Source organism: Dactylosporangium sp. NPDC005555 (assembly GCF_040605635.1).
Lineage (GTDB): Bacteria > Actinomycetota > Actinomycetes > Mycobacteriales > Micromonosporaceae > Dactylosporangium.
In genome coordinates this window covers 25110-37267 of sequence record NZ_JBEXDG010000027.1, presented here as the reverse complement: position 1 = coordinate 37267, position 12158 = coordinate 25110, and the positions used below count along the sequence as shown (strand labels likewise).

The 12158-nt window shown below is 71.7% G+C and carries 10 protein-coding genes; 2 read left to right on the top strand and 8 right to left on the bottom strand.

The features are described 5' to 3' along the window. Positions 1 to 402: 402 nt before the first annotated feature. From ABZS58_RS27905 to ABZS58_RS27890, 4 genes are all read right to left on the bottom strand, one after another. On the bottom strand, positions 403 to 1422 hold the full coding sequence (locus tag ABZS58_RS27905) for a GntG family PLP-dependent aldolase (protein WP_354786174.1): 1020 nt from the start codon (positions 1420 to 1422) through the stop codon (positions 403 to 405). Positions 1423 to 1546: 124 nt separating this feature from the next. Further along, entirely contained in the window at positions 1547 to 2944 is a 1398-nt protein-coding gene (locus ABZS58_RS27900; RefSeq protein ID WP_354786173.1) for a class II 3-deoxy-7-phosphoheptulonate synthase, read from the bottom strand. A 160-nt stretch (positions 2945 to 3104) separates the two neighbouring features. Further along, positions 3105 to 4484 (bottom strand): dihydrolipoyl dehydrogenase, encoded by a 1380-nt coding sequence (gene lpdA, locus ABZS58_RS27895; RefSeq protein ID WP_354786172.1) that lies wholly within the window; start codon positions 4482 to 4484, stop codon positions 3105 to 3107. Continuing rightward, positions 4481 to 5446, bottom strand: a complete 966-nt coding sequence (locus ABZS58_RS27890; protein ID WP_354786171.1) for a magnesium transporter CorA family protein — start codon at positions 5444 to 5446, stop codon at positions 4481 to 4483. Before ABZS58_RS27890 ends, lpdA begins: the two co-directional genes overlap by 4 nt. 29 nt (positions 5447 to 5475) lie before the next feature. On the opposite strand from ABZS58_RS27890, the gene ABZS58_RS27885 reads away from it, so the two are divergent. Next, positions 5476 to 6264: a thioesterase family protein gene (locus ABZS58_RS27885; protein ID WP_354786170.1), complete on the top strand. Its 789-nt coding sequence runs from the start codon at positions 5476 to 5478 to the stop codon at positions 6262 to 6264. Positions 6265 to 6317: 53 nt separating this feature from the next. Here the strand turns inward: ABZS58_RS27885 and ABZS58_RS27880 are convergent, their stop codons facing one another. The 4 genes from ABZS58_RS27880 to ABZS58_RS27865 all read right to left on the bottom strand — a co-directional run bounded on the left by ABZS58_RS27880 (position 6318) and on the right by ABZS58_RS27865 (position 10026). Next, on the bottom strand, positions 6318 to 6677 hold the full coding sequence (locus tag ABZS58_RS27880; RefSeq protein WP_354786169.1) for a hypothetical protein: 360 nt from the start codon (positions 6675 to 6677) through the stop codon (positions 6318 to 6320). A gap of 16 nt (positions 6678 to 6693) precedes the next feature. Next, the gene (locus ABZS58_RS27875; RefSeq protein ID WP_354786168.1) at positions 6694 to 8577 is read right to left on the bottom strand and encodes an endonuclease/exonuclease/phosphatase family protein; all 1884 of its coding nucleotides are present in this window, start codon (positions 8575 to 8577) and stop codon (positions 6694 to 6696) included. After that, the gene (locus ABZS58_RS27870; RefSeq protein ID WP_354786167.1) at positions 8540 to 9211 is read right to left on the bottom strand and encodes a winged helix-turn-helix domain-containing protein; all 672 of its coding nucleotides are present in this window, start codon (positions 9209 to 9211) and stop codon (positions 8540 to 8542) included. The genes ABZS58_RS27875 and ABZS58_RS27870 overlap by 38 nt, the downstream gene beginning before the upstream one ends. Before the next feature lie 386 nt (positions 9212 to 9597). After that, positions 9598 to 10026: an NYN domain-containing protein gene (locus tag ABZS58_RS27865; protein ID WP_354786166.1), complete on the bottom strand. Its 429-nt coding sequence runs from the start codon at positions 10024 to 10026 to the stop codon at positions 9598 to 9600. Between the two features lie 79 nt (positions 10027 to 10105). On the opposite strand from ABZS58_RS27865, the gene ABZS58_RS27860 reads away from it, so the two are divergent. After that, entirely contained in the window at positions 10106 to 12127 is a 2022-nt protein-coding gene (locus ABZS58_RS27860; protein WP_354786165.1) for a sensor domain-containing diguanylate cyclase, read from the top strand. Positions 12128 to 12158 lie beyond the last annotated feature (31 nt).

Genomic DNA, 12158 nt, shown 5'->3' with positions numbered 1-12158 from the left:
CCGGGGCTGGCTGAGCAACGGATCACGGCCTACCCCGGCGACCCCGGCGACCCATGGCGGACCGAGCGACGAAACGACGAAACACAGCCAACTCAGGAACCCCAACGCCGAAGCCGCCACACGCCGCAGCAGACCGAGCCGCCTGGCGGACCGAGCCGACACGCGGACCACCGCCAGCCCAGGACGGCTACGCCGAGACCGCCGTACGCCGCCGGCGAACCACGGCGGACCGAGCGACGAAACGACGCAACACGGCCAGCGCAGGGACCCGCTACGCCGGGACGGCCGCACGCTGAGGCCGACCGGGTGGACCGCTGTGACCGCGGCCGAGTCCGCCGGCTGTCGGGCCGCCGCACGTGTGGGGGCGGGGTGGCCGAACAGGGGACGGCGATCCCCGGAATGTCAGGTCAGGAGTTTGGTGAGGACGGCGGCGGCGGTGGTGACGGCGTCGTCGGTGAGGTCGAGGTGGGTGGTCAGGCGGACGGTGCGCGGGCCGAACGGGGAGACCAGGACGCCCTGGTCGCGGGCGGCGGCGGTCAGCTGGGCCGCGTCGAGCGGGGCGTTGCGCAGGTCCAGCATGACGAGGTTGGTCTCGACGCGGGACGGGTCGGTGACGCCGGTCGGGGCGAGGGCTGAGGCGAGGTGGCGGGCCTTGGCGTGGTCGTCGGCGAGGCGGTCGATGTGGTGGCGGAGGGCGTACAGGCCGGCGGCGGCCAGGATGCCGGCCTGGCGCATGCCGCCGCCGAGGCGTTTGCGGATGAGGCGGGCCTCGGCGATGCGGGCCGCGGAGCCGATGACCAGGGAGCCGACGGGCGCGCCGAGGCCCTTGGACAGGCAGACGGACATGGTGTCGAAGAGCCGGCCGTATTCGAGCAGCGGGACGCCGGTGGCGACGTGGGCGTGCCAGATGCGGGCGCCGTCGCAGTGCAGGAGCAGGCCGTTGTCGTCGCAGACGGCGCGCAGCGCCTGCAGGGAGGACAGCGGGATGATGGTGCCGCCGTCGCGGTTGTGGGTCTGCTCGACGGCGATCGCCCTGGTGGGGACGGTGTAGCCGCCCGGCTGGCGGATCATCGAGGCGACGGTCGCCGGATCCAGGGCGCCGCCGACGGCGGGCCACGTGCGGGTGGAGATGCCGCCGTACGCCGCGGCCGCGCCCATCTCGTAGGTGACGACGTGGGCGTCGGCGTCGCAGAGGAGTTCCTCGGCGCGCGGGACGACGAGCTGCACGGCGATCTGGTTGGCCATGCAGCCCGACGGCGTGAACAGGGCGGCCTCGTGGCCGAACAGCGAGGCCGCGTAGGACTGCAGCTCGTGCAGCGTGGGATCCTCGTCGAACACGTCGTCGCCGACCGGCGCCTCGGCCATGGCGGCACGCATGGCCGGCGTCGGGCGGGTGACGGTGTCGGATCGCATGTCCGCCACCGAAGTCACGGACCGCGGGCCCGCCACCCCTGACGCGGTCTGTGGGCCCGCCACCCCAGGCGCGGTCTGCGGGTCCGCCGCCCCTGACGCGGACCGCGGGTCCGCCGCCGCGCCGGTGGAACCGTCAGCCACGCAGCATCTCCGCGACGAGGAACGCCAGTTCGAGGGACTGCTGCGTGTTGAGCCGCGGGTCACAGGCGGTCTCGTAGCGGCCGGGGAGGTCCTCGTCGACGATCGCCTGGGCGCCGCCGAGGCATTCGGTGACGTCCTCGCCGGTGAGCTCGACGTGCAGGCCGCCGGGGTGGGTCTCCAGCTCGCGGTGGACCTCGAAGTAGCCGAGGACCTCGTCGACGATCCGGTCGAAGTGCCGGGTCTTGTATCCGTTGGAGGACTCGTGCGTGTTCCCGTGCATGGGGTCGCACTGCCAGACGACGCGGCAGCCGGCGGCGGTGACCTTCTCCACGATCGGCGGGAGCGCGTCGCGGACCTTGTTGCTGCCCATGCGGGCGACGAACGTGAGCCGGCCCGGGATGTTGTCGGGGTTGAGCTTCTCGAAGAGCTCGAGGGCCTGCTCGGGCGCGGTGGTGGGGCCGAGCTTGACGCCGATCGGGTTGGCGATGCGCGACATGAAGTCGACGTGGGCGCCGTCGATCTGGCGGGTGCGCTCGCCGATCCACAGGAAGTGCCCGGACAGCCCATACGGACGGCCGCCGGCGATGCGGGCCAGGGGCCGCTCGTATTCCAGGGCGAGGGCCTCGTGGGAGCAGTACAGGGTGACGGTGCGCAGCGCCTCGTCGTCGTTGACGCCGCAGGCCTGCATGAAGCGCAGGGCGCGGTCGATCTCGCGGGCGATCGCCTCGTAGCGCTGACCGGCCGGCGAGGTGACGACGAAGCCCTTGTTCCAGTCGTGGACGGCGTGCAGGTCGCCCATGCCGCCGCCGAGGTATGCGCGGAGCATGTTCATCGCGCTGGACGAGTTGGCATACGCCCGGACCATCCGCTGCGGGTCCGCGATGCGCGCCTGAGGGTCCTGGTCCAGCGAGTTGATCATGTCGCCGCGGTACGCCGGAAGGCCGAGCGAGTCGAGGGCGGCGGAGCGTGGCTTGGTGAACTGGCCGGCCACGCGGCCGAGCTTGATGACGGGCAGGGACGCGCCATAGGTGAGCACGACGGCCATCTGCAGCAGGGTGCGCGCGTTGGCCAGGACGTGCGCCTCGGTGTTGTCGGCGAACGTCTCGGCGCAGTCGCCGCCCTGCAGCATGAACGCCTTGCCGTCGGCGACGAGGGCGAGCCGCTCGCGCAGCTGGTCGACCTCGTAGGGCGCGACGATCGGCGGCACCGACGACAGCAGCTGACCGACCTCGTCGACCGCCTGCTGGTCGGGCCACGGCGGGGTCTGCGCCCGGGGCAGGGTGCGCCAGTGGTCGAGCCCGAACTCCTCGTCGTCCTCGGAGTTGCCGGCGACGGCGACGCGCGAGATCTCGGGACCGGGGTATGTGAAGTGGTGCCACTCCTGCCGCATACCTGGAAGGGTACCGACCCCCGGCGCCGGCGGGCCTGTCGCCGTCCCGCCGGTCCCGGAAACTAGGAATGCGCTGGCCGCGCGGCGGACCATGGGGGGGTGTGGGGTGGGAACCCCCCACGGGAACCGCGGGCGCGGTCCGGGGAGCCGGAAACAGCGACTACATGTTGATCATGTGTCCGGCCAGGCCGTGGATGGCCTCCTTCACCGCCTCGCCGAGGGTCGGGTGGGCGTGGACGTTGCGGGCGACCTCGTGCACCGTGAGGTCCCACTGCTGGGCCAGGGTCAGCTCGGGCAGCAGCTCCGTGACCTCGGGCCCGATCAGGTGCGCGCCGAGCAGTTCGCCGTACCTGCCGTCGCTGATGATCTTCACGAAGCCGGTGGCGTCGCCGAGGCCGTGCGCCTTGCCGTTGGCCGTGTACGGGAACTTGACGACCTTCACGTCGAAGCCCTGCTCGCGGGCCTGCGCCTCGGTCCAGCCGAAGCTGGCGATCTGCGGCTGGCAGTACGTGGCGCGCGGGATCATCACGTAGTCCAGCTCCATCGTCTCGGCGCCGGCGATGGTCTCCGCGGCGATGATGCCCATCGACTCGGCGGCGTGGGCGAGCATCAGCTTCGCGGTGACGTCGCCGATCGCGTAGATGTGCGGCACGTTGGTGCGCAGCCGCCCGTCGACGGCGATCGCGCCCCGCTCGGTGAGCGCCACCCCGGTCCGCTCCAGGCCGTAGCCCTCCACCCGCGGCTGGAAGCCGATCGCCTGGAGGAGCTTGTCCGCCTCCAGGACCTTCGACGCGCCACCGGAGGACACGGAGACCCGCACACCGTCCGGGGTCTCGTCGACGGACTCGACGCGGGTCGAGGTCAGCACGGTGATGCCGAGGGGCTTGTACCGCTTCGCCAGCTCGGCGGACACCTCGGCGTCCTCCAGGGGGACCATCCGGTCGAGGAACTCGACGATCGTGACCTTGACGCCGTAGTTGTGCAGGACGTAGGCGAACTCGACCCCGATCGCGCCGGCACCGGCGATGATGATCGACGACGGCAGCTCCTCGGCGAGGATCTGCTCCTCGTACGTGACGACCTTGTCGGACAGCGAGGTGCCGGGCAGCAGCTTGGTGGTGGCACCGGTGGCGATGATCGCGTTGGCGAACGTGACCGTGTCGTCACCGACCCGCAGCGTGTGGTCGTCCAGGAAGACGCCGCGGCCGTTGTACTGCCGGATCTCGTTCTTCTTCATGAGGTAGTGCACGCCCTTGACCCGGCCGTCCGCCACCTTCCGGCTGCGCTGGAACGCGGCGCCGTAGTCGAAGGTCACCGACCCCTGGATGCCGAACGTCTTCGCCTCGGCCGTGAAGATGTGCGCCAGCTCGGCGTTGCGCAGCAGGGCCTTGCTCGGGATGCAGCCGACGTTGAGGCAGACGCCGCCCCAGTACCTGTCCTCGACGATCGCGGTGCGCAGGCCGAGCTGCGCGGCGCGCACCGCCGCGGTGTAGCCGCCGGGGCCCGCGCCGAGCACGACGACATCGAAGTTCTCACTCATAGCCAGTCCTTGCGTTTGAAGGTGAGGTACAACGTCACGGACAGCGCCACGATCAGCACGGCGGAGACCACGAAGCCCGAACGGTGCTCGAATCCGGGAAACGGCAGATTCTGCCCGTAGTAACCCGTAACAGCGGTGGGAACCGCGATGATGGCCGCCCAGCTGGTGACCTTCTTCATGATGTTGTTCATCCGGTTGCCCTGCACCGCGAGGTTCGACTCGAGGATCGTGGCGACGAAGTCGCGCAGGCTCTCCGTCCACTCGGTGACCCGCAGCACGTGGTCGTACAGGTCCTGGTAGTACGGGGCGGTCTCCTCGTCCACGATCTTGGCCCGGATCAGGCCGTTGACCACCTCGCGCATCGGCAGCACGATCTTGCGCAGGTGGCTCAGGCTGCGGCGGAGCCGGAAGCTGCGCTGCTGCACCGCCCGCACCGCCATGGGGGTCTCCTCGAACAGCTGGTCCTCGAGGGCCTCCAGGGCGTCGTCGAGCTCCTGCACCGCGTCGAAGTGCCCGTCGACGATGACGTCGAGCATTCCGTGCACCAGGTACGCGACGCCGTGCGCCGCCAGCTCGGCGGTGTCGTCCCAGCGTTTGACGACGGCGTCGATGTCGAACCCGTCGTCGTGGACGGTGATCAGCGCGCGGGACGTGATGAACGCCGCGACCGGGTGCACGGCGAGAGCGCCGGCGTGGCCGTCGAACCCGGCCTGGTACGCGCTGAGGAACAGGTGCCCCCGGTAGTGCCCGAGCTTCGGCCGCTCCCTGGGCGACGACGCGTCCTCGATCGCCAGCTGGTGCAGCCCGAACTCCTCCTGCACCTGCTCGTACTGCCGCGGCGTCGGCGACTCGAGATCCAGCCACACGACTGTGTCAGCGGCTCGCAGGTGCTCCGAGATATCGTCGAGCGGGAAGTCCTCGGCCACCAGGTCACCGTTGCGGTAGAGCCGCGTGCGCGCCATGCGCCTCATCCAACCAGAAGGAGGCAGGCGTGGCAGCGTTCAGCGAGGCGACGCGGGTCCGGCAGATCGGCGACGGCTTCGAGGCCGAGCTCGATCCACTGTGGACCGTCGGCGGGAAGCCCAACGGCGGCTATCTCCTGGCGATCCTCGCCCGGGCGGCGGTCGAGGCGGCCGGCACACACCCGGATCCGCTGTCGGCGAGCGCCGTCTACCTGTCGCCGCCGGACGCCGGGCCGGTTTCGATCGCCGTCGAGGTGCTGCGCACCGGCCGGTCCGCGAGCCAGGTGCGGGCGCGGCTGAGTCAGAAGGACCGCACGTGTGTCGAGGCGCTGTTCACGCTCGGCGTGCTCGACGCGGCGGGCGATCCGCGCTGGGTCGACGCCGCCGCCCCGCCGGTCGCCGCCGAGCAGGACCTGCTGCCGACGCCGTCGAAGGCGCCCGGCACGGATCTGCGGATCGACATGTTGGACCAGTTCGAGCAACGCATCGACTGGCAGGCGGTCGGTGACCCGCCCGGTGAGCTGCGCGGCTGGCTGCGGCTGCCGGACGGCGCCGGCTGGGATCCGGTGTCGCTGCTGTTCGCCGCGGACGCGTTCCCGCCCGCCACGTTCACCCTCGGCGGCAACGGCTGGACGCCGACCCTCGAACTCACCGTGTACGTCCGGGCGGTGCCCTCCCCCGGTCCGCTGCGGGTCCGCCAGCGGGCGCGGCTGCTGACGGAGCACCTCGTCGACCAGGTCTGCGAGATCTGGGACTCGCAGGACCGGGTCGTCGCCCAGGCCACCCAGCTGGCGGCATACCGGATGGCCGCGCAATGAAGCTGCGCCCCGCACCGGAGGACCGGTACGGGGCGCAGCTGTGGGAGAGGAGGTTACCGCTTGACCCGTTTCCTCACGCTCTTGCTGGTGCTCCGCCAGGCGTTGACGGCCCGCTGACGCGGCGTCGGCTTCCGGCGGCTCCGCACGACCGTGACCACCGCGACGATCACGGTGGCGACTCCGGCCGCGGCGGCGGTCACCAGCGGGACGGGCCGACGACGTGCCACGTCCTTGCCCTGCTCGGCCAGTTCGGCCGCGCGCTGCTTGGTCTTGGCGGACATCGTGCCGACCTTGTCGCCAAGGTCCTCGCGAGTATCGGTGGCCGTGTCGGTTGCCCAGCCGCCGGTCTTGCTCCCGTTCGCATGTGTGACGCTCATCGCTGCCCCTTTCTCTCTGAGCGTCAGGTTGCCCACCCGAGGGGCCGCTCAATCACCGCAATGTTGTGACGACCAACGCATGGTCCGACGTGACTGCGGTACCGACGCTGACATCGGCGCAGGTGAGGCCTCTGACCAGGACGTGGTCGATCTGCTTGACGGGCGCGTCGGCGGGGAACGTGCGGACCGGGCGGAACGCCGCGAACCCGTCGGCGTACCCGGCGCCGGCGAACGCCCGCATCGACGCGTCACCCGGCTCGATGTTGAGGTCACCGGCGATGAACGTCGGCCGGCCCGCGCCGAACCGGGTCGCGAACGCCGCGATCTCCCCCACCTGGACCAGGGGCTCGGCGTCCGGCGGCGGCTGGATGTGCGTGGACACGACCGCGATCTCCCGCCCACCGAACCGCACGACGACACCCAGGGCCTGGGCGCCGGTCGGCGCGCCGACGGCGGACAGCGCGACCGTCTCGACCGCGCCGACGGGCAGGTTCGTCAGCACCGCGTCGCCCCAGACGGCGTCGGCGGCGGGGGCGAACCAGGACCGCATCCCGAGCTCGGCGGCGAGGACCCGCAGGTCGTCGTGGCCGCCGTTGAGCAGCCAGGCCCGGTCCACTTCGGACAGGACCACGACGTCGGGGTCGGCCGCCGCGATCGCGCGGGCCGCGGCGCGCGGCTGGTAGGTGCCGTCGAGCCCGAAGCCCATGCGGATGTTGTACGCGACGAGGCGGAGCCCCCGGTCGGGCGCGTCGTGCGCCGCGACCGCCGGCGTGGTCGTGACCCCGAGCAGCGGCACCAGGAGGCACACCGCGAGCGTCGCGAGCCCTGAGCGCCAGGTGAGTCCGGTCGCGGGCGCGCCGGTGCCGGACCGCAGCAGGACCCACGCCGGGGCGAGCGAGACCGCGACCGGCACCCACTGGTTCGGGTAGCCGAGGTCGTACGCCGAGTAGTAGGCGATGGCGGCGATCGCGAACACGACCATCCCGGCGACGGCGGCGTACCCGGACCGGGCACCCCGGCCGGCGTCGGCCTCCGGCGGCGCGTCGGCCCCGGCGGCGCGGAAGGCCCGGCCGAGGGCGCCGCAGCCGAGCAGCAGCGCGAGGAGCAGCCCGCCGGCGCCGAACAGGCCGAACCCGGCCGCCGCGGCCACGATCAGCACCGCGGCGACGATCCGGTCGAAGCGGCCGGAGAGCCGGCCGGTGGCCCCGGCGAGGAACCCGGCGACGGCCAGGCCGAGCAGCAGCTCCGGCGCCGCGGGCGGGGCGGTCGTCGCGACGGGCTCGAAGCGGTAGGACAGCGCGACGGTCGCGACCGCCGGGGAGACGGCGAACATGCCCGCGAGCAGGGTCGCCGGGCCGACCAGGAACCACGCCGCCGCCGAGGTCCGTCCGGGTGCCGTGCGCCACTGGTACACCAGCAGCAGCAGACACTCGACGGCGACGACCGGCGCGGCCCACCACCGCGACTGCCAGGTCAGGTCGACCGTGCGCAACGCGGCGTGCTGGAGCGCCGCGGCGGCGAGGCCGAGGGGGACGCCGGTCGACGCGGGGCCGCCCCGCACGGCCGTCGCCGCGAGCCAGGACAGGCCGGCGAGCAGGCCGGCGGAGGCGACGTAGAGCTGCGGCTGTCCACCATGGACGAACAGCAGCGCGAAGCGGGCGGCGGCGAGCCCGGCGGCCCCGGCGAACGCGACCTTGCGCGCGTCCCACCGGGCGGCGAGCGGCACCACCGCGAACGGCAGGACGAACCACAGCAGCGCGAAGGCGCCCATGAGCTCGGCCGGCGTCGAGGCGGCCTGCCCGAAGATCGTGATGATCGACGGGAGCCAGACCCGGAGCAGGTCGACCAGCAGCAGGATCCCCGCGGCGGTGCTCAGCAGCGGGGCGGGGATCCGGGGATCAGTCCTCGCGAACGACAACCTGGACGGCGGCGTCATCGTCGAGACGATAGCCGACGCCGCGGACCGTGGCGATGATCCGTGCCGCCTCACCGAGCTTGACCCGCAGGCGCCGCACGTGGACGTCGACGGTCCGCTCGGTGCCGACCATGTCATAGCCCCAGACCTGGCGCAGCAGCTGCGCCCGGCTGAACACCCGGCGCGGGTGCTCGCACAGGAACAGGAACAGGTCATATTCCCGGCGGGTCAGCGGCACGGGCGCGCCGTCGCGCAGGACGAGCCGGGACCCGGTGCACAGATACAGCGACGGGGAGTCCGGGGCGGCCGCGCCGATGCGCTTGACCCGGGTGGTGTCGGCCGCCGGGCCGGCGCCGGTGTCGGTGGTCTCGACCAGGCGCAGGTTGCGCCCGGTGTGCTGGGACGGCCCGTGCTGCAGCGTGTGCGCCGGGGCGGCCGCGCGCTGCAGGGGTGCCGGGGTCTGCGACCCCCGCTGGATCGACGGCTGGATCGGCTGCTGGATCTGCTGCTTGGCCTGGCTGGCGGCGAGCGCCTCAAGGTCGCTGATCAGGCGGGACGCCTCCGGTGGGAGCTCGTCACCGTTGAGGGTGATGTGCACGGTGATGGTGACCACCGATGGCGCAACCTCGGGAGCGCCGATGACCGAAATGGCCATTTTCATTTCCTCTCGAAAAGCCTTTGCAATGACGCCGAATCAACGATCAGTCGCTCGACAAAGGCCGTCGAAATGGTGTGCACGTCGTGAGACCCACGCCGGGTCAACGTGTACCTCATGGCACATGGGACCGACCTTACCAGCATCGTCACGCCGTGCGACAGAGCTGTAACCTGCCGCACAGAATTGATCGATGACAATTTGTCTGATGTTTTCGGCCGACATTCACCGGCCATTCACGACACGTCTACGAGTCCAGCTTTGTCACCGTACGGCGACGGGTCAATCTCTTCCCGCATGGTGGGACGCAGTGGGTCTTGAGGGACACTTGACCCATGCCGAGGTGCGCACATGTTGCCAACAAATCCTATCCACTAGATAGAATCTCATCGCCCATCATATGGGATCGACGCGCGCAACTCGCCGGTGCTGACAATACTCGCACCGAGCTCGCGCACCCGTTCGCGGAGCTCCCGGTCGGATGTGACCACGACAACCGGCCGGCGGCCGACATTGTCGGCGACGAGCGCGACGATGTGGTCGTCACCGGATCGCGGGGCGTCCTCGACGTGCACACCCGCGACCGGCGGCACGCCACGGGCGGCGCCCTCCACCACCAGGGTGACCGCACCGAGCAGCCGCACGGGCAGCGTCGCGGCGGCCCGTGCGGCGAGCGCGTCCCGCAGCCGGGTCGCGGCCCCGCGCCGGTCCCGCCACCAGCCGTCGGGCACGGAGCCGACGACGTTCGCGCCGTCGACCACGACCAGCGGCTCTTCCCGTTCTTCCGGCTCTCCCCGCTCCGCCTCACCACTCATGTGAGCAGTCTTACCCCGTCAATGGCCCGAACATCTCAGCAGGACCCGCACCGCGCCGATGTCGAGCACCGGAGGCGCCATGAAACAGCCGCAGGAACAGATCCGCGAGACGGCCGGTGTCACCCTGCGCGCCATTGTGCGATATGTGCGTGCCAGGGGCGGTGACAGCGCGGTCACGCACATGCTCAACCTCGCCGGCGAACACGAGCCGGCCGAGGCGTACGACGACCCCCGCCGCTGGTGGTCCTTCGAAACGAAGATCAACGTGTTCGCGGCCGCCGCGCAGACGCTCGGCGACGAGTCCGTCGGGCTGCACGTCGGGCAGAGCATCCTGTCGTACTCCGTGAACACGCCGCTGCGGCTCGGCCTGCTGCTGCTCGGCGGGCCGACCCAGCTGATCCGGCTCATCGCGACCACCAGCGCCAAGTTCAACGCCACCGCCGACATGTCCACGCTGTCCACCGGCCACGGGACGGCGCGGGTGCGGTACCGGCTGCGCGCGGGCTACCAGCCGAGCCGCTTCGACTGCGACTACACCCGCGGGCTGCTGACCCAGCTGCCGGCACTCTTCGGGCTGCCGGCCGCCACCGTCACCCACGACGTCTGCCAGGTCGAGGGCGCCGAGGCGTGCGTCTACACCGTCCGCTGGCGGCAGCGGCGGCTGCTGTCGTGGCTGTGGCCGGGCCGGCGACGGGCCGCCGACGACAGCTCCGACGACATCCTCGCCGGGCGGATGGAGCTGCTGCAGCGCACCGTCGCCGAGCTCGTCGCCGCCGAGCGGCCCGAGCGGGCCCTCGCCGTCGTCGCCGACCGGGCCGGGTACGCGGTCAACGCCCAGGCCTTCCTGCTCGTCGCCTCCCCCGCGCCGGACCAGCCCCGCCGGGTGCACGGCTACGGGCTCACCGAGGCGGAGATCGCGGTGCTCACCGACGCGCCGCCGACCAGCTTCGCCGGCACGCTCGTCGCCGACATCGCCTCACCCAACCGGTACTACGGCTATCTCGTCGCCTTCTGCGAGGACTTCTTCGACGCCGAGCGGCGGATGCTCGACGCCTACGCGAACCTCGCCGCCGTCGCACTCGACGCGCTGTCGGCCCTCGAAACCGCCGCGGAGCGGCAGCGGACCGCGGAGAGCCTGCTCGCGCTGGCCCGCAAACTGACCCTGGCCCGGACCGCGACCGAGGTGGCCGAGGTGACCGCCGAGGCCGTGCGGTCGGTCATGGGCGCGGATTCGGCCACGGTGCTGCTGCATCAACAGGGCAAGCTGCGCATGGTCGCCAACTCGGGAGCCAGCGACAGCCGGCTGCGCAAGGCGCAGAACCTCACGGTCTCCCCGGAGGACACCGACCTCTTCGCCCGCTTCCGCGCCAACTCCGGCCAGCCGCGCGTGTACGACCGCACCACCACGGAGCCGTTCATCCTCGCGATGCTCGACGCCTTCGGCCACGACATGATGATCATCGTGGACATAGCGCTGCCGGACCACCCGTTCGGCATCCTGGTCGCCGCGTACGACACCGCGCAGGGCACCACCCGGGCCCGCGAGATCATCAACCGGATGGCGGGCGTCGCCGACCAGGCCGCGACCGCCCTGCGCACCTGCGAGCTGCTCGAAGAGACGTGGCGCCTGGCGCACGTCGACGCGCTCACCGGCCTGGCCAACCGCCGCGCCTTCATGGCCGCGCTCGACACCGCCCTGTCCGCCGGCGAGGGCGCCGTGCTGTTCATCGACCTCGACGGCTTCAAGACCGTCAACGACACCCTCGGCCACGCCGCCGGCGACGAACTGCTCACCGCCGTCGCTGGCCGCCTCGGCGCCTGCGTCCGCACCGGCGACCTCGTGGCCCGCCTCGGCGGCGACGAGTTCGTCGTGCTCACCCACGGCGCCCTGGGCGCGGGCGGCGTACCGGACCTGGCGGAGCGGATCAGGGTCGCGTTCACGGAGCCGATCGCGGTCCGCGGCGGCACGACGATCGCCGCCCGCGCCAGCGTCGGCGGCACCCGCTTCACCCCGGGCGAAGAACCCCAGCACGTCCTGCACCGCGCCGACACCGCCATGTACGAAGCCAAACGCACTGTCTCTCGTCTGAGCTTCGCTTAACTAACCACTGTCACCCGCCGGTCGCCTTCGG

Coding starts and splice junctions, on each gene's coding strand:
- ABZS58_RS27900 (WP_354786173.1), bottom strand. CDS start 2,944: ATGCGGCAGGAGTGGCACCACTTCACATACCCCGGTCCCGAGATCTCG.
- ABZS58_RS27875 (WP_354786168.1), bottom strand. CDS start 8,577: ATGACGCCGCCGTCCAGGTTGTCGTTCGCGAGGACTGATCCCCGGATC.
- ABZS58_RS27870 (WP_354786167.1), bottom strand. CDS start 9,211: ATGGCCATTTCGGTCATCGGCGCTCCCGAGGTTGCGCCATCGGTGGTC.
- ABZS58_RS27890 (WP_354786171.1), bottom strand. CDS start 5,446: ATGGCGCGCACGCGGCTCTACCGCAACGGTGACCTGGTGGCCGAGGAC.
- ABZS58_RS27860 (WP_354786165.1), top strand. CDS start 10,106: ATGAAACAGCCGCAGGAACAGATCCGCGAGACGGCCGGTGTCACCCTG.
- ABZS58_RS27865 (WP_354786166.1), bottom strand. CDS start 10,026: ATGAGTGGTGAGGCGGAGCGGGGAGAGCCGGAAGAACGGGAAGAGCCG.
- lpdA (WP_354786172.1), bottom strand. CDS start 4,484: ATGAGTGAGAACTTCGATGTCGTCGTGCTCGGCGCGGGCCCCGGCGGC.